This window comes from Shewanella hafniensis (assembly GCF_019655335.1).
In the GTDB taxonomy this organism is placed as follows: Bacteria; Pseudomonadota; Gammaproteobacteria; order Enterobacterales; family Shewanellaceae; genus Shewanella; species Shewanella hafniensis.
On record NZ_BPFD01000074.1, the window covers coordinates 1 to 23,600 of the forward strand.

Consider the following 23,600-nt stretch of genomic DNA (forward strand, 5'->3'; position numbering starts at 1 on the left):
AACTAAGAGATCATTATCAGAGAAAAGTTTCTCACAATGTGTAATTTCTTGCTGAGATAAAGCCGAATGATTCGTTTTAAATTTCATTCCATATAAAACATACAAAAAATTCTTATGATCAAATAAATCAAAACGACTAAAAAAGTCAGACTGATGCGGAGGACGTAATTTGAATCTAGCTAAACGCTGTTTTAACTCAAATGAAACAGTATCCTCTTTTTGATTATCTAACCAAAATGATGAGTCTTTCCGGTCAGAAATACAATAGTGCAACTTAATGAAGTCAACAACACGCTCCCAAACATACGTAATAACACTATTATAATATGAAGTAAAGACGCTAATATCCTCTATAGTTCGAGGAAAATGACGAGCTAACAGTTCAGCAGAAAAATCGGAAACTAATATAGATGTCGCCTCAAGTGGCTCAACAAAGCCTTGGGCCAATCCTAAAGCAACACAGTTTTTATGCCAGAACTCCTTTCTATAACCAATCTCCATAGGAATTTTCCGCGGCTTGAATTGAGCTTTATCGACTTGTAAGTAATCAGCATATAACGTTAAAGCCTCCTCATCACTCATATGCCGACTTGAGTAAACAAAGCCAGTTCCGCGACGTGTAGTGAGTGGAATATCCCATATCCAACCTGCCTTATGGGCTGTCGCAGTTGTATAGGGATTGATATTTTCTTTAGCATTCAGAGGCACTTGCTGCACCAAAACAGTATCAGTCAGTAACTCACTTGATTTACTTTCGAAAGGGACTTTCAGTGCTTTATCGATTAGGATTGAAGAAAAACCACTACAATCCACATAAAAATCAAAAGCTAATGATGAATTATCAGCAGTGATTAAATGTGAAATCAGCCCAAATTGATCCTGCTCAACTCCAACAATAGTGGCAAATTGATGCTTAACATTAAACTTTTTTTGTGCGTTCTTTGCTAATAAACCTGCAAACTTTAATGCATTAAAATGATAGGCATAAGATAGGGCCCCATCATAGTCTCCCGAGCCTTTTAGCTTAGGGGATAAACCTAAGTCACAAATCCTTGCCTGAATGCCAACATCATCAAATGGACGTTGACTCGCGTGAGAAACCCAGTAACTTGAGACATCAATACCTGCAGGGTAAGGGGCATCGAAAGCATGATAGTAATGGTTGTCTCCGTGCACGTTTTTATCGAGCCAATTAACAAACTTGATTCCTTGCTTAAAAGTCGCATCACAAGCCAGCAATAGCTCTGCTTCGGAAATGCCAAACCGCTTCAATCCCTTCGCTAGATATGGAACACTTCCTTCACCGACACCGATTGTTGGCACATCTAACGACTCAATTAAAGTAATCTCTATTTCAGGATCATGGCACAACTCAGCCCCAAGGTGATTTGCAGCTAACCATCCAGCTGTTCCGCCTCCTATAATTGCAATACGTTTGATTTTCATAGTGTTTGTTTACCTATAAAAAAGCCCAGTCAAGACTGGGCTTTTGAATTACAACAAAGTGTTAGAATACAAAGCTAGCACCAAATTTATATGTCGTTTCGCCTTTAAATGACCAAGCAGGGAAATCATCTTGAAGCGCAGGCTTAACTTCAGTACCTACGCCAGCAGCACCATATTGAACGTCATCTTCAGCTGTTAAGTTAACAATTTCAAGACGTAATGCAATAGCTTCTGTCACATTCCAACCTAAAGTCACATCGAGTGTACCAAAGGCATCATGCATACGGTTGCCGTAATACTTACCATATTCACGAACCATGTACTCAGAACGCCAGTTATAAGCGGCACGTGCTGAGAAATCATCATTCTCCCAGTAGCCGACTAAGTTAGCACTATGCTTTGATGACTCAGTAAACATACCTATGTTGTCAGTATAAACTTCTGAAGGTGCACTACCATCTGCATATGTATAGTTCGCATTAACACCGAAACCGTTATCAAATGCATGGTTTAACTGCAGTTCGACACCATCGATCTCACCACCACCGGCATTTTCATAGGTATTAACGGTCCAACTATCAGCTGGCACCTCTAAATCATTATTTATGATACCAATGGATTGATTAAACTCTGACGAAGCGACAATAAAATTACTTATGTCTTTTATACAGTATGTAGCAGAAACAAGATTGCCATCACCATAGTAATATTCAAGACTCAAATCAGCCTGCGAGGACTTCATCGGCTTTAAGCCTGGAGTTCCTTTCGTTAAAGCTTCATTCCCTTTACGATCATCTGGGAATCCAGTTAAAGTTGCTAGGAACAAATTATCATAGTTAGGACGAGTAATAGCTTGTCCAGCGGACATACGTAAGATCAAATCCTGAGCTAAATCGAATGAAATGTTGAAGCTCGGTAAGACATCACTATAGCTGTCTTTAACGCTATGAAGCTCTTCACTCCAACCTTGGTTAACAGATAAGATATCCGCTGGTGAGTTATCAATCACATGGCCGCTCGAAGTGACATCAGTTTGGATATAACGTAAACCAAAGTTACCGCGAAAACCTTCGCCATCAAACGAGAACATACCATACATAGATAGGTTATCTTCTTCGATCAAACCATAGGCTGAGCGGCTGTAGGCAAATTGATCAACCAGAGACTCTGTGGCATTAATCATAGCGTCTAGATCAGCTTTAGGAATCGTCCAACCGTCATAACCTAACTTCATTGTGCCACTGTAAAGGTCTGAAGTTTTAAATTCATTTGTTTTGGTTGGATCATAGATGGCGCGGTATTCGCTTTTCTCAAACTCATGTTGTGTGTAACGAACGCCAGTTTCAAACTTATTGATAACACCTAGGTCAAGGTCAAAATCAACATCTAACTGAAAATAAGTTTCTTCGTCAGAGTTAGGTCCTTTAATCCCCGTCCAAGTTGATGTACTCACAGTTGTATCTAATTGGTCTTGGGTAAAGCCCATATCACGACCATTGATATCAACCTGTTTGCCTGTAGCATCAACAGTACCCGCCCACTTAACTTGGCCAAACTTATCACCCCACCAACCATAACCAAAGTTTGCACTCATTTGAGTACCACCTTCAGCTTTTGTCCTTCCTGCAACACCTGAAATTGCGAAACCATCACCTTTATAGTCAGCGTTCAACTCAAAAGTATCAGATGTCATTTCACCTTTACGTGCCCAATTCTGGAAAAATACATCTGATGGTGCATTTTCAGGTGTGACACTTAACGTACAAACACCAGCAGCATTGAACTGTTTACATGCAGACGGATTAGTTGTGTTCCCTGGTCCAGCTGTGCCATCTTTAGGGGCACCAGCCCAGTTCGTATCGGTTTCAATATACATGTTAGCGCCAATACTATCAGCACCGAGTTTCAGTGATAGTACGTGTGCACCAAATTCTAAATTATCAGTTGGTCGGAATTGTAATGTTGCATCTAGCGCAGTGCGCTCTTGCTGCTGCAAGAAACTAGATGGCTGAACAGAAGAACGTCCACCCCAATCTAAATCCGCTTCAGTACCAGTCCTTAAATACTCACGATCAATATATGAACCCGCAACTAAGACACCAAATGTCTCGTCATCATTTTTCCAGCTATACAAACCAGATAATTCAGGTGCTATATCTTCATTTACAGTGCCATATTCGCCCTTTGCAGAAACAAATACAGAATTAGCGTCCATATCAAGAGGCTTACGGGTTTTAACGATAACAGTACCACCAATACCACCTTCAACAAGATTGGCTTGAGTGGACTTGTACACTTCCATGCCACCAATCAGTTCAGAAGGTAACATAGAATAGTTAAACGAACGGTCGACGTTCATTTGATCGTACCAACCAGTAGATGCTACGTTCTGGCCATTTAAGGTGGTCAGAGTCATTAAAGGATCGGTACCACGGATAGAAACTGAACTACCTTGCCCAAATGTACGACCCACAGTTACGCCAGGGACGCGACCGAGAGCTTGGCCAACATCAGAATCAGGAAATTTACCAATATCTTCCGCAGTAACAGCATCCACTACTGCGTTAGAAAATCGTTTTTCATTGATATTGGCTTTATTTGAAGCGCGAATACCGCGAACTTCAATTTTTTCAATATTTTCAGGTACGGCGGCGGTTGCCGCAGCATCTGCAGCGACAGCGCTGATGGATACAGCACTGCCGAGTAGGACAGCAATATTTGTTGCTAGTACAGTTTTCTTAAAGGTAGATGGTCGCATCTCGTTTCCCTTCCATAACTTTATTATCGTTTTAGTATTCATAACCATTCCCGATGGAATGACAACGCTGTCATGTCTAGTGCAAACATTACACAATAATTAACAGCCTTGCCACAACAAAATAACGATGGAAGCAAAAAAATGTCATAAAGCAGAATTTTGAATCAGTAGTTTTATTAAAAATCATTATAAAACATGAGCTTTAATATTATGACGTAAATTTACAACTCCCAGCATAATTGTAACAACGATAAATTAACGCCAATTTGTAACAATTCAGGATTGCTAAGCACATCAAAAGCTCGCACTATAAGACGTATAAGTAAGAAAATACTGATAAAAATGTAAACTTGTAAATTGCTGGCAAAGAATTTACGTTCATAGAACAGTTAACCCTTCGCGACCTTAGACAAAGAGTTTTTACATCAATGAAAGTCACTATCAACGACGTAGCTAAATATGCTGGAGTGTCTATTAAGACAGTATCCCGTGTCACCAATAACGAACCTTCAGTGAAGCAGGCCACAGTTGACAAAGTGAACGAGGCGATAAAAGCACTTAACTATCAACCTAATTTAGCAGCGAGAAACCTTGCGGGCACAAAATCCTATGCTATTGGTTTTATTTACGATAATCCAAACGCATACTACATTATTGATATGCAAAATGGGATCTTGGCAGCCTGTAAAGACAAGGGCTATGAACTGGTCATCCACCCTTGTAATGCTAAATCAGAGACCATTTGTGATGAGCTTACAGCACTAGTCAAATATTCTAGGCTAGCGGGATTAGTACTGACGCCTCCCTTGTCAGAAGATCCAAAAGTACTCAAAGCGCTTACTGAGATTGATGCTAACTATGTGCGCATTATTGCAGGTGAAAAGGACAAGGATCAGAATGGATTGACTATTTTAGTCAACGATAAATTTGGTGCCGTTGAAATCACCCAGCATCTAATTGACTTAGGCCACCAGCATATTGCTTTTATAAGTGGGGATTTACACCATGAATCCACCAAAGAACGGTTACTTGGTTTTAAACAAGCATTAACAATAAATGGCCTAGAACTGGATGAAAACTACATAATTGAAGGGAAGTACTCATTTGAGTCCGGTGTTGACGGTGCGAATAAGCTTATTAAACTAGAACATCGTCCGACTGCGATTGTGGCTTGTAACGATGAAATTGCCGCTGGTGCACTTTTTGCGGCTCGTTTAGCGGGCTTAGATATCCCTGTAGACTTATCGATTGTCGGTTTCGAAGATAGCCCATTCTCACGTCAAACTTGGCCTAAACTGACCACAGTACATCAGCCAAACGCAGAAATAGCGCAAGTCGCAACAGAATTATTAATCGCAAAACGTCGCGAGCAAGATGCGATATATTCTAAGACTTTTACGCCTGAACCTATCATTCGCGACTCGTCGGCTATTCCTAAACCATAAAAAAGAGAGCATATTTGCTCTCTTTTAGTCATATTAAATTACATAAATATTAATGTAATTTAAGTTTTGGCCGCTGCCATTTCAATAATTTTTGCGCCACTCGATACACAATTGCCGAAAACCAACCATAAAGACTGGCTAAATGCCTTTGATACAAAGATATATACATCAATCTTGCAATATGCCCTTCTACAAAGAAAGTGCCAGAACGTAGGTTTCCCATCAAATTGCCTACTGCAGAGAAGCGGCTTAATGACACTAATGAGCCGTAATCTTTATAAACAAAAGCCTTTTCAGGCTTACCTTGTAACCGATTAACGATATTATCAAACAAGGTATCAGCCATCTGGGCTGCAGCTTGCGCCCTTGGTGGGACAGGCTGACCGGAACTTTGGATCAATAAGGCGCAGTCACCGAGGGCATAAATATCTTGATGACCTTTAACTCGCATACAATCATCAACTTCTACTTGATTTCGCGGCGTAATGGGCAATTTAGTAAAATTCTGAAACGCTTTCGGCCCTTTTACACCTGCCGCCCAAACTTTTAAGCCCGCTTTAATGACATCACCATCTTGAGTGATAAAACCATCACGAGTCACTTCTTTAACTTGAACACCGATATGTAAACGTATACCTATTTTATCAAGAACAGACTGAGCCCTAGCACTCACACGCTCAGGCAATTGGGGGAGAATTTTGGGTGATGCTTCAATCAAATGCACATCAAGGTGATGTTTAGCAATGTTCAGATAGCCATACTCTTTAACAGATTCAATCACATGATGAAGTTCTGCCGCTAATTCAACACCGGTCGCACCAGCACCAACAATGCCAATACTGACTCTTTCTTGTGTTTCGTTTAATTGGAGTAATGCGTCGAGTAATTTATGATGGAATAGGTTGGCATTTTCAAGGCTATCTAAGAAGATGCAGTGTTCATCAGCTCCTAATGTATTGAAACTATTAGAAACACCACCAAGTGCGAGGACTAAAAAATCATAATCGATTTGTCGCTGATCTAACAGTATCTCGCCTTCATCATTATAGACGGCAGCTAATTGAATCGATTTGGCATCAGGGTCGCACTGCTCTATCTCACCACGAATATAGCGGTAACCATTTTTAAGCCCGTGATCGCGATAGAGTAAACCTTCAATAGATTGGTCGATCACGCCAACAGCAACTTCGTGTAATTTAGGCTTCCAAATATGAATAGGACTTCGGTCAATTAAGCACACATCGACGACATCACTACCGCCCCATTTACGGCCCAACTTAGAGGCAAGTGCTAAACCTGCAGCACCACCACCCACGATCACTATTCTTTTTGTAGCCAAAATGACAACCTCATAAAACTCATTTGCGAGGCTCAGTTATACCATGTTACAGATAAGAGATAACTACATTAGTTCAGTAAAACTAACGATTTTGCATTAAAGATATTTCAGAAACTCAGCAGTACTTCCATCAGCTTAACCAACAAAAAAGGGCCACAGGCCCTTTAGGTTCGTTAGTCAGCAGTTTATACCGCTTCTTCGTTTTCTTCACCCGTTCGAATACGGATAACACGTTCAACATCAGTGACAAAAATTTTGCCATCACCAATTTTGCCGGTGCGGGCAGTTTCAACGATCACATCAATTGCTTGATCGAGCAGATCGTCCTGAATAACTAACTCTATTTTCACTTTTGGCAGAAAGTCCACCATGTATTCAGCACCACGATACAGCTCTGTATGCCCTTTCTGGCGACCAAAGCCCTTGACCTCAAGCACCGTCATTCCAGTAATGCCAATTTCTGCAAGTGATTCGCGCACATCATCTAATTTAAATGGCTTAATAATGGCTTCAACTTTTTTCATTAAAAATTCCTCGTCCCTTGCAATAACATAAACAAACAGAATAACACTAGCTTACACGGGGTTAGGTTAATATTGAAGAGAATGTAGTGCTTTACTCATAAAACACAGTTTCTACAAAATCGCTTTTAGCACGTAATAGTCTAAAAAAAGCACTACAACAGTTACGTAAGATTTTATAATTACATTCTAGCCAAAACAAACACTCGCTCGCGGGATGCAAGCGCAGAATAACAAGGATGTGTTATGAACACTCATCAAAAAGGCTTTAGCCTGATAGAACTTATGACTTCACTTTCCATCTTAACGATCTTACTTACAGGCGGAATACCATCCTTAACTGATGTTTATACCCAATATAGAGCTGATAGCAGCATACGCATCATCCAACAAACGCTACAGTTTGCACGTAACCAAGCAATTACCCTTAACAGAACAGTGACAGCATGTGCTGTTATCGATGAAAAATGCGTACAAAATTGGCAAGTTGGACTAACAGTATTCATTGACACTAACAAGAATGGTCAACTAGATGACAGCGATAAAATACTCTATATGACAAATGCTTTTGATTCGAAAGACATAGTTAAATACAATCGTACAGCAATCCGGTTTCAGCCTGACGGGCTGGCATCTGGTACAAATGGAACACTCAAATATTGTCCCTCATCAGCCACAAGCCCGTATTCACGAGCAGTCGTTATTAATCAAGCAGGTAGAGTTCGCTTTTCAACCGATGACAATATAAATTGTACTTAACCTTATCAGCGTTAAGATAATGAGCAAAATTTATACGTTTAGAAAAGCCACACAAAATATCATGATAAGGAAGCTATTTTATATCAAAAACATAAGATTAAAAAAGCACTACTTCGATACTGATATCAGGAGCATTCTCGCTTATACTCTATTGTAAATAAGTGAGGATAGTCCGCATGCAAAAAAAAATGTCAGGTTTTACCTTAATTGAATTAATGGTCACAATCACTGTCGCAGCAATTTTATTGACCATTGGAATACCGTCACTGGTCTCTCTCTACGAAGGTATGCGGGTAAATAATAATATTACAAAAATCCATGACATTATGGTCTTTGCTCGCAATCAAGCCATCAGCTATGGAGCGACCGTGAACGTATGCCCATATGCTAGCACCACTTCCTGCGGGACATCAACAGACTGGAGCAAAGGAATTCGTGTATATATTGGGACCGATAAAGAATTACGTGCAATCGACGGTTTCCATTCGAGTGACAAAATAGAGGGCTCCGTTAATTCACTCACATTCACGTCTGATGGACTTTCTTCAGGGGGAACATTAATTTATTGCCCCGCAGGAAAAGCGGCCGAATCAAAGGGCGTTATTGTAAATGTTGGTGGTATCATTTCATACGGCGCCAATGGCAGTAGCTGTTAATCATTGAACGCTAGGCATTATTGCCACCGCTCCCGATGTTGCTAACGAGAACAGCTTATTCAAGCGACTTTACGCTGGTATATTAAAGGCTTCTGAGCGCTGGGCATTGGGCATTGGGCATCTCATCTAAAATTGAAAATGACATTATCACAACTCTCAATCCATTTTGAGAGACGCTTAGAAAACCATATCGTTCTAATTATGAGTCATACCCTTCAGTAAAATTTGCTCTATAAACAAGATGAAAACCTTCGAAGATGTTGATTAATGCTTCTCTAAGATAGCTATCTAAGTGTAACCTTATCTAACTGTTTACTCTTATCACTGGTAAATTCTTGGCTAAGAGAAACACATTCAACGACATCTTTTATAAAATACTTTTTACCATCAGAAGCAGTCAATTGCTTACCTGGTAAACTGGCTATATTCAAGTTAACGTCTTTTACCCTCCAACGATAAAAAACCACCTTATCCCCTTTCGATGCCGTAATATGACACTTATAGTCCTGTGCTGGCTCACTCGAAGCAGCAACGGACATACAAGAAAAAATACCTAACACTAAACCAATAAGAGTTCTGCTCATTTCCAACACTCCGTTGACGGGCCTTTTACACCCGCAGATGTCATCGTAATAGTTGTACAGGTGGAATCTCGGCTTGCTTGACTCCCTTGTGCTGTTGCCGTAATCGTAAACGAGCTAGTACCAGCAGAAGCAACACTATAATGCCCATGCTCGGTAACAAAAGGATCCGCAGCTAATCCAAGCTTTGTCATATCTGTCGCATAAACACGATTATCCAAGTAATACTGCTCCTGTAAATTTGCCACATTCATTACCGCTGACACCCCTTCAGAGCGCCCACTCCTAGTGATATACTCTATATATGATGGATAGGCAATTGCAGCTAATATCCCAACCACCGCAACGACAATCATTAACTCAATAAGAGTGAAACCATGTGAACTATTATTTTTCATTAATATTTTCACTCATTAATGTGGTAATAAATTTTATTAGTTTTTAAACCACTACCTAATTCGATAGTCCCTTTACACTTTCCGTTATCACACTCACCTTTACCTACTCCGATGATATAAGCAGTTGGATCTTTACCGGATTGAGACTCAGGAATTACAATTTGGGGGGTATCAGGAATACGTTCACCAACCTCATAATAAAGTGTACTTGATGTTCGAGTACCTTTATGTAAGTCAAATACATAGAGTCGTCCCTGTCCTGAAAAACCACATACCCCCGCATCCAAATCAACGGCTTGGTTAGTCGGCGGAACAAATGAAGTGAAATAAACTTTACCATCAAAAATAAGCGAGGAAGATAGACTTTTCTCTCCCGAAGCAGGGAAATCATAATACCAGCCTCTCTTTTGCCCAAAAGCAATATTATCATTCTGCGAAGTAGGTGCGACAGAGGTAACATCATATAGATTAGAAATCGTTAGAGGGGCCGGTATATCGGTGCCAGTGAATTGTTTAGTGACAACATTTCTATCCTGAAATACATAAAACATGTCATTAGTGGCAATATCCAATGGATGCGTTCTATTCCCCGTACCCACAGTTACCGCATCATATGGTATGCTCTGATAGGATAAAACACCATTTTCAGAATGAATATTATTGAACTGAGTTTGTGCGACAGTCGGCTCAGCAAAAAACATCCGGTTATCAGGTGAACTCGCTGTGGAAATTTTGGCAAATTGGAATACGGACCAATTGATTTTACTCGTCGAAGGTAAATCTATCCGCCATATACTTCCCTCAATATCACTTGCATATATCCGATCAGATATACCGTCATTATTACTGTCTAAAACAGCAACTTTATTAGGGATACTGTTCATTCCCGTGGCGGTAAACTTAGTCACAAATTCACCAGTAAATGCTTTTACAATATAAACTGCCGCACCAGAACCCTCTGCTGATTCCATTCCGCCACCAAAAATCAATACAGGTTCTGTGATTGATGGAATAAAGGTAACGATAGGCTCTGACCAACTTTGTCCTAAGTCATCAAACTTTTCCGTACTAGAATTAATCATCCACTTATACTGAGGTGAATCTGGATTTGTAATATCTAACGCATAATAAGACGTGCCGCCACGCCTCATACCAAGGAAAACCCAAGCCTTATTGACTTTACCATCTGCATCCGTTTCAGTATAAGCTACGGGTGATAAATCCATCCCATAAACACTATGAGTTCCAGTTGAATCATCCCGCCTTAGTGTTGGAATGTTATGCACTAATTCAGATGGTATAAATGCCCAAGACTCAGTGACAGAACCAACAGCATAATCGCCACTACCAGTGTCTGAATCTTTAAACATATGTACCAATCCCTGATTGGTACCAACTAAGATTCGAACATCAAGATTTTCCGATGTAACATCGCCATCCGCATCTGTTGTAGGTTTATTACCGAAGTTAATAGCGAGAGGTTTCGAATGGAGAGGATCCCCCATAATATCATCTCGAGGGTCGGTATAATTTTCATCATTATCTTCATCATCAACATCGACACCATAAATCCAGTCTCTATTCGTGGAGACAGTATCAGAAACGGAGCTAGTTGCAGGACTTCCTAGAAGAGAATAAAAACTCGAGTCGCTTATTGTTGTAAGCAAACTCAAACCACTTCCGTCATTTATATATATTTTTCTATTTTTCAATTGGGACTTTAAGGTCGGTAAGACCCCACCCGATTTCACCTTATTGCCATCGATGTTACCTGCAGGACAGGTATTCCAATAGGTACAAGTATCACTTGAAATATTACCATTAGTATCAATTGCTCCCGTCGTTCCACCTGGACCGACAATCTCACCAGAGGAATTGACTTTCAGCTTTTTCAAATTACCACTCCAGCGAGGTCCGCCACCGGGTAAAAACATGGCAAAGTAAGCTGAGTTATAGGTCTGAGTTTTATCGAAGTTGTTACTGGCAATACTCGGAGAGGTAAATGATGAATCTATGGTCAGAATAGACTTTAATGCGTCATTCATCGCTTCGACTAAATCAAGGCCCGTTTTAGCGACGTAATAACCTTTAGATACGCCATTAACTCTTGGGCTTCCGCCCCTAAAAGCCGCCTCTTCCAAGAGTGCAGCTGCTTTATCCGCTCCGTCAGAAAAGCCTATAGTAAACAATCTAACGTTTTGTTTGTTATCAACACCATTTGAATCTTTCGGCCCAACAACAATATCATTGTTGTACATATAAGCCGCTAAAGCAGGCAAATAGCTAAACTCATCTTGATTACGATCATCTTTGAAACTCATAGCGCTGTAGTCACCAGCGACTTTAGCGGTTGAAGTTAATTGCTTAATCGAGTCATCCGAGGCATGGTCGAGTGTTGGCGCACCATCGGTAATATAAATCACATATGCGGTGTCCGGGCATGTTTTAAACTTCGTTGCATAATTCCCACTATTCAAGATGCTTGAAGGATTATTTGGCGTATAGTTATCAACTTTGTTATTTCCAGTCGCGTTTTTATCATCATTACCAAAGGTGACTGGGCCGCCACTAAAAAATTGATAAGCCTCATATAATGTTTCACACAGAGGCGTATTTGTTTGAGCAGGCATATCTTTAATTAAAGATATTAATGAGGACTTATTTGCTTCCGTCATTTCGGTCATATCATAAATAATACGTCCGCCGTCAGCATAATTCTCGGTTGGATAGTTTAAGTTATAAACGGCAAGGGCAGCATCAATGGGAATAGCTAATGATTCCAACGCTGACTTAAGAGCATTTTTCGCGACATCTAAACGAGTACCAGTACCACCACTGTTCTGCCCTTCTGTTGTCGTTGTTGCCCACTTATACCACACCAAGTAATGAGCAGAGTAAAGTGTAACCGGAGTTTCGGTTCCAAACTTTGTACTATTTAAACTACTTTGACGGTCAGTCTCAGCGCTTCCCGATGTATACATTTTATTAGTATCAACCGGGTAACCATCTGCAAACGATGGTTTTTTATTAGTTGAACCAGGATTTTTTGGGTCAGCATTTAGAATATCTTCGTAGCAGTCAACAATATCATTCTGATTAAAACCATTATTGTTTGCTAAAGATTCCCACTTATTTTTGTTAAACTCACGTAAGTATCCAGTGTAACGCCCCTTATCCACTAAAGCTTTGGCAGCTGTATTACAATTATTATTCCCCAAATAAAAACGACGGGCATCATTAGGATCATCAGGGGTAGGCATATTACTGGTATTATCTACGCCTCCCGCATTCCAATAGGTACCTTTCTGATTGATATATCCAGAATAACTGTTCATGTATGTCTCAAATCCTGCAGGGTAGGTACAAGTATCTGCCGCATGACCAGCTTGGGAACAATAGGAACTGACAGCATTCTGGTCTTCAGTTGACATACTCCCTGAGTTATCAAATATAAATAACACCTGTGGGCGCTTGCCAGTCCTTACCGTAGAGTCAACAAGATAAAGCTCTGTATCATCTGCATGTATTTGCCCTGCAATAATGACTGTGGCAGCCATAAGAGCACAAAAGATTTTTTTCAACATAACATTAGTTTCCTGTTAGCACTTGTTGCTCTACACCTGAAACAACGGTTAATGAGCCAAGATTATCCCTACCGAATGTCACCGAACTACTAATCTCAACTCTTCTACAACTGACTAAATTTGCACCCGTTGCATTTGCAGTTCTTTGACAGCCAACATCACGTACGCCAGCATCAGGTAATGGTTTTAACTTTTGATTGCTATTAAAAACTGATGTTTCGGTTACTGCATTAAGGTTGGCAAACTGCTCGCCTGAATAATCAGAAATAATTTGTTCCAATCCCCCATCAGCAATAGCCTTTGCTTCTATTCTTTCAGATCCTGCACCTGACATCCGCAGCGATTGAGTCGAATTGATAGCCAGAGCAACACCAATGACAGTCATAATGATCAAAACAATTAATGCGAAAAATAGCACTACACCTTTTTGCTTCTTCATTCACAACTCCAGTCAACTACGAATCAGTACTGGATTTTCCAGCACTATTGTTGTAGACATAATTTTACGACGATAATGGTCATTTGCAGGGATAATTATTGTCTTATCACCAAGCTGATATTGAGTATCATTGGTATAACTTCTATCTTGATTAATAGAACGAACCAACACAAAAGCCTTAATAGCTACAAGCCTTTGAAATCCTTCATTATCCCACATCAATTCAGTCACATTTGAAGCAGGCATAAAACTATCAGGTGTACTATCACCATCATTATCAAATCCATACAAAAACCGAATATTCTCTATGCCCTCGACCAACTGCTCATCATTACTCATACCTGTGCTGGTTAAAGTTTTACGCCGCAGAATAGGTATTCCACTTGCGTCATCTGCAATGAAGTACACATGATGCTGATACTCCCAAATCCTAGAGTTTTCTATCGTTGCTGTAGGGCTCTCACCAACAAAAAATGCCACTTGTGATGAATTTGATGCGGCATAAATAGCATTGCTATCACCCTCTGATACACTTGGACCGAGGAAACGTTTTAACTGCAAAACATCAGTATCAGCTTTCACATCACCATAATCCAAACAACTGAGATACTCACTCGTGGCAGTGTTTTCATACCCCCAAAGCCGTCTAAAATGTGCAGGCTTATCATCAGGTAAAGTTGCATTATTTAAGCCAGCTCCAACACAATCAGAAGTTAGGGCTGCTATCTCAACATTGGTATTTGTTCCAACAATAAAATCAGTACCAGTTAAGTCCCCCATAAAACCTAACTGACTGAGATCCCGCTCCATAATGACTAATGCAATACGCCCATTTTCCTGCAATTGATTAAATTGACTGGTTGTGGTGACATTTGATGAAGACATACTAAACATAGTGAATACGCCCGCAGTTAAAAATAAGCCAATAACCATAGCCACCATAAGTTCAACAAGTGACATGCCTGACTGCGGTTTCTTCTTTGCTATAACCATAATTGCTATTTTCATTTATATAATCACCGTTTTAATGGAAAATATTCGGCGATTTTCCTTATCTGCACCACATTTAGCGGAAGTATCAACAACTTTCGAACTATCAATTGCTGTTTTACGTATTCCACGCCATACAATCACCACTAAAACATCATTATTAGTGATTTGAATACATCCAGAGGGAGAATCAAGGCCACCAACATTTTGAGTACCTACAATTTCATCTTCACCAGAAAAGGCTGAGCGCCACTCATATAAATCCCAAGCAACCAATTGAGTGGGGGAACATAACGTTCCTCCATCACACGCAGGTGATGCAGGTGTAATAGCTTCTTTCGAACCGCTATAATTACCTTTGTAACTAGCGAGTTGTGTTCTATTAAGCTTCATCCGGTTGATAATATCGTTTGCATAATAAGAGGCTTGGGTTTGCTGAAATGACTCGAAGCTGCCACGCTTTGCAACGATATGCAGATTAAAAATACCGATTAAGCCAATAACTAAGATCACTAATGCAACAAGCACCTCAATTAATGAGAAGCCTCGTTGAAATTCCTTTTGTGTCAATCGTTCGAGTTTAGCCATATTTTTGACAAGCTTTTCAGCCATTTACCCTTTTAAAATCTTAGTCTTACGACAAATAACACCAACAGTTAATAATAGATGAGTAAAATGTAAGTAGCCAGTAACAATAGCGTATAAGCATTGATATCATTATGCCTTGAATGAATTTGAGGCAATAAAAAAGAGGCTTAGCGCCTCTTTTTTATTAATAACTTAACAGCACATAGATTTAGCGTAGTTCAGCAGGCACCGCAAAGACAGTGTCTTCCTTACGGCCTTCGACTTCGGTCACCACGCTAGGAGCAAGTTTCGCAATTGCTTGGACAACTTGTTGAACTAAGACCTCAGGTGCAGAAGCGCCTGCGGTAACAGCAACACGCGAAACATTATCGAACCAGCTTGATTCAACATCATCAGCAGTATCCACCAGATAAGACTGGGTTCCGGTCTTCAATGCGAGCTCGCGTAACCGATTAGAGTTAGAGCTGTTTTTTGATCCGACAACAATCAACAAATCCACATCTGCAGACAGATTACGTACTGCATCTTGACGATTTTGAGTCGCATAACAAATATCGTCCTTGCGAGGTCCTTCAATTGAAGGAAACCTTTTTTGCAACGCGGCAATAATGTCTAACGTATCATCGACTGATAAGGTTGTTTGGGTCACAAAGCAGAGATTATTAGGGTCGCGCACTTCTAACGCATCCACATCGGCAGGCGATTCAATTAAATAAACGCCGCCGTTAGGATTATCGTATTGACCCATAGTCCCCTCTACCTCAGGGTGGCCTTCATGTCCAATCAGGATGCACTCAATACCTTTACGGCTTGCACGCGTCACTTGAAGATGTACTTTGGTGACTAAGGGACAAGTCGCATCAAAAACTCTCAACCCTCTCGCCTTTGCTTCTTGTCTCACCGCTTGGGATACACCATGAGCACTGAAGATAACAATGTTGTTATCCGGCACTTGATCTAACTCTTCGACAAAAACCGCACCGCGATCCTTCAAATTCTGCACGACATAGCGATTATGCACGACTTCATGGCGTACATAGATTGGCGGTGAAAACAATTCCAACGCCCGTTCGACAATACTGATAGCACGATCAACCCCCGCACAAAAACCACGCGGGTTCGCGAGCATAATATTCAAACTTGGGCTGGTAGGATCGAGTTTCATCTTAAAGTACCTTTACAACGTCCAGTTCAAAAGTGATCTTGTGCCCTGCCAGAGGATGATTCAGATCGACTGTGATGGAATCACCCGCGACATCACGGACGATCCCCGGGATTTCACTGCCACCAGGGCCTGCAAAACTGACAATCACGCCAGCTTCTAAACTCATGTCTGCCGGAAAACGGCTTCTGTCTAGATAGTGAATAGCATCAGGATTTGATTCACCAAAGGCATCAATCGCTTCAAGGGTAAAACTGTGTTTATCGCCTTCAGCAAGTGTTGCCAATTGTGCCTCAAATGCAGGACTTAACGTACCGTCGCCCACATTTAATCGAGCTGGTTTACCCGAAGCTTTAGTGCTGTCTGCGGTTGAACCATCAGAAAGCACAATGTTCATATGGCATAGTAAAGATCGCGTCACAGTCACTTCTTAACCCCTTCGGCGCTATCTGTTTCAGATTTACCGCTTAAAAATGCATCCCAAATGATCAACGCAGCACCAATACAAATCGCCGAATCAGCGATATTGAAAGCTGGGTAGTGGCTTTTACCCCAAAAAAAGTCGATAAAATCAACCACAAAACCGTGCATTAATCTGTCGACTAAATTACCGAGAGCACCACCAATCACTAAGGTGTAAGCCAGATTCAGTTTCAACAAAGAAGCAGATTGCTTACGCAACCACACTGTTAATAAAGTACTGAATCCAACCGCTACAATCGTAAATAACCAACGCTGCCAACCACCGGCGTCACTTAAAAAACTAAAGGCCGCCCCGTAGTTACGTACATAAGTGAAATTAAAGAAAGGCAATAAATTCACTGATTCATACAAATCAAAATTGGCTAAGACCCATTGTTTAGATAGCTGATCGGCGAAAAACACCAATACAGCTACCCAATACCAACGTAAGCCACTGTCTTTCCAAGTTAATGGCATACAGATCCTTTACGCAAACAGACGAACTTCGCCGTCGCCTTCAATGTTTGTTACGCAGCGAGTACAGAGTGTTGGATGGGCCTCAATGGTGCCAACCTCTTCTCTGTGGTGCCAACAACGCTCACACTTCTGTGCAGTACTTGATGCAACGACTAGTTTCAGTGATTCAAGCTCAGTTTCAACCGCTTCAGATGTCGCATCCACTAAAGGCAAGACTTTGGCTTCAGAGGTCAATAACACAAATCGGAGCTCATCACCGATATGGGTTAATTGTCCAGTCAAAGCTGCATCGGCAAACAAGGTCACTTCCGCTTCTAATGAACCACCAATACGTTTATCACGACGCGCTTGTTCAATCACTTTATTGACTTCGTTACGCACGGTCAGCAGTTGCTGCCAATAATCGTCGCTCAAATCCGTCGCTAAGGTGACTGATTTCAGGCCTTGATACCATTCTTGGGTAAAGACATAAGCATCACGCTCGCCAGGCAATAATTGCCATACTTCGTCAGCAGTGAAGCTTAGAATTGGTGCAATCCAACGCACCATAGCCTCAGAGATCAAATACAGAGCCGATTGACAGCTGCGACGCGCATGACCTTCTTGCTTAGCCGTGTATTGGCGATCTTTAATGATGTCCAAATAGAAACTGCCTAACTCAACCGAGCAGAACTGCATCAGTTTTTGAGTCACAATATGGAAGTTATATTGTTCATAGGCTTCAATAATTTCCTGTTGCAGCGCAGCAGCGCGGCGCACAACCCAACGGTCTAACGCCACCATATCTTCAACAGCAACTAAATCCTTAGCAGGATCGAAACCGTTTAAGTTGGCTAATAGGAAGCGGGCAGTGTTACGAATACGACGATAGGCATCGGCGCTGCGATTTAAGATTTCGTCAGAAACCGTCATCTCACCGCTGTAATCGGTTGCCGCAACCCATAAACGCAGGATGTCGGCGCCTAATTTGTTAGTTACCGTTTGCGGCGCAATCACGTTACCGATAGATTTTGACATCTTGCGGCCTTTACCATCAACGGTAAAACCGTGGGTAAGCACTTGCTTATACGGTGCTTTGCCATTCATCGCGGTTGAAATCATCAAAGACGACATAAACCAGCCACGGTGCTGGTCGCTACCTTCAAGATATAAGTCAACGCCGTGTCCGTGGAATTCAGGACGAGCCGCAACCACTGACGAGAAGGTTGAACCTGAGTCATACCAAACGTCCAGAGTATCAGTGACTTTACGATATTGCTCAGCTTCATCACCCAACAATTCGGCGGCATCGAGATCCCACCAAGCTTGAATACCTTGCTGTTCGATACGATTCGCCACGCGTTCCATTAGCGACACGCTATCTGGGTGCAACTCTTCGGTTTCACGATTCACAAACAACGTGATAGGCACACCCCAAGTACGTTGGCGTGAAATACACCAGTCAGGGCGGTTTTCAACCATTTTTTCGATACGACTTTGACCCCAATCAGGGATCCATTGAGTCTGTTCGATTTCTTTCAATGCTTGCGTACGCAGACCATGGTTATCCATAGAGATAAACCACTGCGGCGTTGCACGGAAGATGATCGGTGTTTTGTGACGCCAGCAATGTGGGTAGCTATGGCGGTAAGCCACGTGATTCAGCAATGCGCCTTTTTCTCTCAATAAAGCAACCACGTTATCGTTGGCTTTAAAGACATGTTGGCCAGCAAAATACTCAGTATCAGGCTTGTACACACCGTTGTCGCCAACAGGATTTGCCACTTCTAAACCGTATTTTTGACCAACCACAAAGTCGTCTTGACCGTGACCTGGGGCTGTGTGAACGATACCAGTACCCGCATCAGTCGTGACGTGATCGCCTAAAATTGCCGGAACATCAAAATCTAAAAACGGGTGATTAAAGCGGACAAGCTCAAGCGCTGCGCCTTTAGTAGAACCAAGCACAGTATGACTTTCTACGTTATAGCGAGTCAGACAAGATTCAACTAATACTTCAGCTAAAATAAGCGCTTGCGTCACACCGTCTTTTTCGAATTCAACTAAGCTGTAATCCAGCTCAGGGCTTAAAGACAAGGCGCGGTTCGCTGGTAGCGTCCATGGTGTGGTAGTCCAAATCACCATAGAAACAGGATGTGAGTAATCGCTTACCCCAAACTTAGCCGCAACGGCATTGCTATCCGCCGCCACAAACGCCACATCGATAGCAGGTGAGGTTTTGTCTTCGTATTCCACTTCAGCTTCAGCTAGGGCAGAACCGCAATCAGTACACCAATGCACTGGCTTTACGCCTTTATGTAAGTGACCACTTTCAATCACTTTCGATAAAGAACGTACGATATTAGCCTCGGTTGAAAAATCCATCGTCAGGTACGGATTGTGCCAGTCGCCCAATACACCTAAACGGATAAAGTCTTCACGTTGGCCGTTAACTTGCTCGGCGGCGTATTTACGGCATTCTTCGCGGAATTCTGCCGCAGAGATTTTTTGACCAGGCTTACCCACTTTTTGCTCAACTTTCAGCTCAATAGGTAAACCGTGGCAATCCCAACCTGGCACATACGGTGCGTCAAAACCAGATAGGGTTTTTGACTTAACAATAATGTCCTTGAGGATTTTATTAACTGAGTGACCAATATGAATACTGCCATTTGCATACGGTGGGCCGTCATGCAAAATGAAGGGAGTACGGCCAATTCGGCTATCACGGATCTGCTGATACAAACCGTCTTTTGTCCAGCGCTCTAACATCTCTGGCTCGCGATTTGCCAAATTACCACGCATCGGAAACTCTGTTTCCGGCAAATTCAAAGTAAATTTATAGTCGCTCATTGATCCTATACCGTTAATTAAACTGATAAATTTCAGCCTGCATCATTACCAAATAAAGCTCTGGCTTCATTTGCATCATTTAAAATCTGTTGCTTAAGCGCATCCAATGAGTCAAAAGGTTGCTCATCACGGAGTTTAGCCACCAACTCGACCTCAACATGTTTGCCGTAAATGTCACCTTCAAAATCAAAAAGATGCACCTCAAGCTGACACACTTGACCGTTCACTGTCGGACGGAACCCAATATTGGCTACGCCCTCATAAATATCGCTGTTATCCCAATAACATTTGACCGCAAACACACCGCGTACAGGTACAACATTGCGCTTTAAGGCGATATTGGCTGTGGGAAAACCAATGGTGCGGCCAATTTTTTGCCCATGCGCGACACGACCACTTAAGGTAAAAGGATGACCGAGCAAGCGTCTTGCTTGCTCAAGATTACCCTTAGCCAATTGTTCACGCACGGCGGTTGAGCTCACTCTTTGCGAACCCAGCATAAAACTTTGGGTGCTGACCACAGTAAAGCCATATTGAATACCTGCCTGCACAAGCATCTCAAAATTGCCTTTACGGCCCTGACCAAAACAAAAATCATCGCCGACCACTAGGTATTTAACACCGAGTTTGCGGACCAACAATTCTTCAATAAAATGCTCAGCAGGTTGATTGGCAAAAGTGCGATTAAAGTTAACACACACTAACCGTTCAACCCCAAGTTCATCGAGCAACATGACTTTATCACGTAATAAACTTAAACGAGCCGGCGCATTGTCGCCGCTAAATAATTCCTGCGGCTGAGGTTCAAACGTCATCAACGTAGATGGCAGCGATAACTGCTTTGCCTTCTGCACTAAGTTCGCAATCACTTGTGCATGACCACGATGGACGCCGTCAAAATTACCTATAGTCAATACACACCCGTGGTGGGATGACAAAATGTTATGTATACCGCGGATTAATTCCATAACTTTAGACAACTGCCAAGCGCAAATCGGCTGATTATATAACAGCTAGCGATGAGAATCAGCAATCAAACTCCCCGTTTAATTGACCAAGGACGAATTCCGAGCAAAAGCAGTCCCAACAAGTAACTGACTGCCCCCGCTAAAATCAAGCCTATCAAAGCTTTTGCACGCTCGAACAAATGCCAATCTAACCAAATTTGTTGCGAAGGTAAAAAGTAATACAAGACTACCACCATCAAGGCAGTAGAGACCATGGCTTTAGCAAAAAACACCATAGTCGGCCTAGAAACGCGATAAACGCCGGCGATATGTAATCCTCGATAAAGCAAAGTGGCGTTGAGCAATGCTGACATTGAAGTCGCAATTGCTAGACCAACATATCCAAAAGGAATAGCAAACAATAAGTTAAATCCCATATTGGTGATCATGGCGATAATGCCATAACGCACCGGTGTTTTGGTATCTTGGCGGGAGTAATAACCTGGTGCGAGAACTTTAATCAACATAAAGCTGAGTAAACCGCTACCGTAAGCCATCAAACTATAAGAAGCCATTTCAACATCATGCATCGAAAAAGCGCCGCGCATAAATAACACCATCAGCATAGGCTTGGCGAGCACGATCAACCCCATCATGGCTGGTAGGCCTAGCAGTAAAATCGCTTTAACTCCCCAATCCATCGTCAAGCCAAAGCCCGCACCTTCAGCATTCACATGGTTTCGTGACAGCGCAGGCAAAATAACAGTACCAATCGCGATCCCAAACAATCCTAAGGGAAACTCCAATAAACGGTCGGCATAGTAGAGCCAACTTATCGAGCCCGTCATCAAAAAACTGGCGATAAAGGTATCAAATAACAGGTTAATCTGCGAAACCGACACGCCAAATAGCGCCGGGATCATCAAGGTTCTGATTTTCACCACGCCTGGGTGGTGCCAGCCCCAAGAAGGTTTAACGAGTGCTTTTTCACGCAGCAAAAAAGGGATTTGAAATAAAAACTGGATTAATCCACCACAAAAAACGCCCCAAGCAAGGGTTATTTCGGGTTGAGTCGATGTTGGCGCAAAAAATATGGCCGCGGAAATAATCGCCACATTAAGGAATACAGGGGTAAACGCCGAGACGGCAAATCGGCCTCGGGTGTTTAAAATCGATCCAGCCAATGCGGTAAAGGTGATAAACCACAAATAAGGGAAAGTAATCTTAAGCACTACGGTAGCGAGCTCAAATTTAGCGCCATCGGGCTCATTGTTGAGCCAAGCAATAAACCAACCACCGCCAAATAAGGCTGATAACACAGGCGAAGCCACCACGCCCACAAGCGTCACAATCGTCACCAGCAAACCTAATGTGCCAGCGACTTTACTCAGCAAGTCACGGGTTTCTTCCGCGGTATGTTTCTCTTGGTACTCAGTTAAAACAGGCACAAAGGCTTGTGCAAAAGCCCCTTCAGCAAACAAACGACGTAAAAAGTTAGGAATTTTATTGGCGAAGAAAAACACATCGGCACTTGTCCCTGCCCCCATCAAGTTAGCAACAACGACGTCCCGAACAAGGCCTAACACACGGGAAATCAATGTCATAGCACTAACAATCAGACCAGATTTTAATAATTTTCTACTCAAACGTCCCCCAGACCCATATCGAATTGATTAGGTGATACATCTCAAAAAATCGATTCAGGCTCTGTCACACTGCGGTAATAGCTGCTAGAATTGCGCCACATATTACACGAGTTGGGTCGAAGATAGCCAAGGCAGGTTGGATTAATTTATCTTTATGATGAATATTCAATCATAGTCATTGACAAAGTGACTAAATGCAGGCATATTCCTCGGCCTTTAAAAGTATCAAATCCAGTTTTTAGGAGTTGCACCTTGGCTAATAGCAAGTCTGCAAAGAAGCGCGCGCTTCAATCTGAAAAGCGTCGTCAGCATAACGCCAGCCGTCGCTCAATGTTACGTACATACGTTAAAAAAGTAATCGCTGCAATTAAAGCAGGCGATCACAAAACAGCAGCAGAAGCTTTTGCTGTTGCTCAACCAATCGTTGACCGTATGGCGACTAAAGGTCTTATTCACAAGAATAAAGCCGCTCGTCAAAAGGCACGTTTGAACGCTAAGATCAAAGCAATCGCTGCTTAATCTATCAAATAGCAAATGAAAAAAACCGGCAATTGCCGGTTTTTTTATATC

Annotated in this window: 20 protein-coding genes and 1 pseudogene; 5 read left to right on the top strand and 16 right to left on the bottom strand. The window is 41.9% G+C overall.

All coding sequences use genetic code 11. The features are described from left to right. Positions 1-1,446 (bottom strand): tryptophan halogenase family protein (locus tag K5Q99_RS17540; RefSeq protein WP_220777586.1); only part of this gene is annotated, 1,446 nt, incomplete at its 3' end. A gap of 61 nt (positions 1,447-1,507) precedes the next feature. After that, the gene (locus K5Q99_RS17545) at positions 1,508-4,204 is read right to left on the bottom strand and encodes a TonB-dependent receptor (RefSeq protein WP_220777598.1); all 2,697 of its coding nucleotides are present in this window, start codon (positions 4,202-4,204) and stop codon (positions 1,508-1,510) included. Between the two features lie 428 nt (positions 4,205-4,632). Here K5Q99_RS17545 and K5Q99_RS17550 point away from each other — a divergent pair, with 428 nt between their 5' ends. Continuing rightward, positions 4,633-5,649, top strand: a complete 1,017-nt coding sequence (locus K5Q99_RS17550) for a LacI family DNA-binding transcriptional regulator (protein ID WP_220777587.1) — start codon at positions 4,633-4,635, stop codon at positions 5,647-5,649. A gap of 49 nt (positions 5,650-5,698) precedes the next feature. Here K5Q99_RS17550 and K5Q99_RS17555 read toward each other — a convergent pair whose 3' ends face one another. Further along, complete coding sequence (locus K5Q99_RS17555) at positions 5,699-6,988, bottom strand: NAD(P)/FAD-dependent oxidoreductase (protein ID WP_106649749.1); 1,290 nt, start codon at positions 6,986-6,988, stop codon at positions 5,699-5,701. 185 nt (positions 6,989-7,173) lie between these two features. Then, entirely contained in the window at positions 7,174-7,512 is a 339-nt protein-coding gene (glnB, locus tag K5Q99_RS17560; RefSeq protein ID WP_028760911.1) for a nitrogen regulatory protein P-II, read from the bottom strand. A gap of 243 nt (positions 7,513-7,755) precedes the next feature. On the opposite strand from glnB, the gene K5Q99_RS17565 reads away from it, so the two are divergent. From K5Q99_RS17565 to K5Q99_RS17575, 3 genes and pseudogenes are all read left to right on the top strand, one after another. Continuing rightward, positions 7,756-8,268: a GspH/FimT family pseudopilin gene (locus tag K5Q99_RS17565; RefSeq protein WP_220777588.1), complete on the top strand. Its 513-nt coding sequence runs from the start codon at positions 7,756-7,758 to the stop codon at positions 8,266-8,268. A gap of 176 nt (positions 8,269-8,444) precedes the next feature. Then, on the top strand, positions 8,445-8,924 hold the full coding sequence (locus tag K5Q99_RS17570; protein WP_220777589.1) for a GspH/FimT family pseudopilin: 480 nt from the start codon (positions 8,445-8,447) through the stop codon (positions 8,922-8,924). A gap of 40 nt (positions 8,925-8,964) precedes the next feature. After that, positions 8,965-9,146, top strand: a pseudogene (locus K5Q99_RS17575) (hypothetical protein); the annotation flags it as partial. 62 nt (positions 9,147-9,208) lie between these two features. Here K5Q99_RS17575 and K5Q99_RS17580 read toward each other — a convergent pair. The 12 genes from K5Q99_RS17580 to murJ form a co-directional block, all read right to left on the bottom strand. Beyond that, positions 9,209-9,508 carry a TapY2 family type IVa secretion system protein gene (locus tag K5Q99_RS17580; protein ID WP_220777590.1) on the bottom strand — a complete coding sequence of 100 codons (300 nt, stop codon included), beginning with the start codon at positions 9,506-9,508 and terminating at the stop codon, positions 9,209-9,211. Beyond that, positions 9,505-9,903, bottom strand: coding sequence for a type IV pilin protein (locus K5Q99_RS17585; protein WP_220777591.1), 399 nt, complete (start codon positions 9,901-9,903; stop codon positions 9,505-9,507). The genes K5Q99_RS17580 and K5Q99_RS17585 overlap by 4 nt, the downstream gene beginning before the upstream one ends. A gap of 8 nt (positions 9,904-9,911) precedes the next feature. Then, positions 9,912-13,487 carry a pilus assembly protein gene (locus K5Q99_RS17590; RefSeq protein ID WP_220777592.1) on the bottom strand — a complete coding sequence of 1,192 codons (3,576 nt, stop codon included), beginning with the start codon at positions 13,485-13,487 and terminating at the stop codon, positions 9,912-9,914. A gap of 4 nt (positions 13,488-13,491) precedes the next feature. Continuing rightward, complete coding sequence (locus K5Q99_RS17595; RefSeq protein ID WP_220777593.1) at positions 13,492-13,926, bottom strand: pilus assembly PilX family protein; 435 nt, start codon at positions 13,924-13,926, stop codon at positions 13,492-13,494. A gap of 12 nt (positions 13,927-13,938) precedes the next feature. Beyond that, the gene (locus K5Q99_RS17600) at positions 13,939-14,934 is read right to left on the bottom strand and encodes a PilW family protein (protein WP_220777594.1); all 996 of its coding nucleotides are present in this window, start codon (positions 14,932-14,934) and stop codon (positions 13,939-13,941) included. Continuing rightward, complete coding sequence (gene pilV, locus K5Q99_RS17605; protein WP_220777595.1) at positions 14,935-15,528, bottom strand: type IV pilus modification protein PilV; 594 nt, start codon at positions 15,526-15,528, stop codon at positions 14,935-14,937. Between the two features lie 184 nt (positions 15,529-15,712). Beyond that, positions 15,713-16,642, bottom strand: coding sequence for a 4-hydroxy-3-methylbut-2-enyl diphosphate reductase (gene ispH, locus K5Q99_RS17610; RefSeq protein ID WP_170927454.1), 930 nt, complete (start codon positions 16,640-16,642; stop codon positions 15,713-15,715). Positions 16,643-16,670: 28 nt separating this feature from the next. Further along, positions 16,671-17,093: an FKBP-type peptidyl-prolyl cis-trans isomerase gene (fkpB, locus tag K5Q99_RS17615; RefSeq protein WP_006080638.1), complete on the bottom strand. Its 423-nt coding sequence runs from the start codon at positions 17,091-17,093 to the stop codon at positions 16,671-16,673. Continuing rightward, positions 17,090-17,605 (bottom strand): signal peptidase II, encoded by a 516-nt coding sequence (gene lspA / locus K5Q99_RS17620; RefSeq protein ID WP_106649741.1) that lies wholly within the window; start codon positions 17,603-17,605, stop codon positions 17,090-17,092. Before lspA ends, fkpB begins: the two co-directional genes overlap by 4 nt. 9 nt (positions 17,606-17,614) lie before the next feature. After that, positions 17,615-20,437 carry an isoleucine--tRNA ligase gene (gene ileS, locus K5Q99_RS17625; protein ID WP_220777596.1) on the bottom strand — a complete coding sequence of 941 codons (2,823 nt, stop codon included), beginning with the start codon at positions 20,435-20,437 and terminating at the stop codon, positions 17,615-17,617. 32 nt (positions 20,438-20,469) lie between these two features. Beyond that, positions 20,470-21,405 carry a bifunctional riboflavin kinase/FAD synthetase gene (ribF, locus tag K5Q99_RS17630; protein WP_006084977.1) on the bottom strand — a complete coding sequence of 312 codons (936 nt, stop codon included), beginning with the start codon at positions 21,403-21,405 and terminating at the stop codon, positions 20,470-20,472. Between the two features lie 65 nt (positions 21,406-21,470). Beyond that, complete coding sequence (gene murJ, locus K5Q99_RS17635; protein WP_220777597.1) at positions 21,471-23,030, bottom strand: murein biosynthesis integral membrane protein MurJ; 1,560 nt, start codon at positions 23,028-23,030, stop codon at positions 21,471-21,473. A gap of 252 nt (positions 23,031-23,282) precedes the next feature. Between murJ and rpsT the strand changes: the two genes are divergently transcribed. Further along, on the top strand, positions 23,283-23,549 hold the full coding sequence (rpsT, locus tag K5Q99_RS17640; RefSeq protein ID WP_006080633.1) for a 30S ribosomal protein S20: 267 nt from the start codon (positions 23,283-23,285) through the stop codon (positions 23,547-23,549). Positions 23,550-23,600 lie beyond the last annotated feature (51 nt).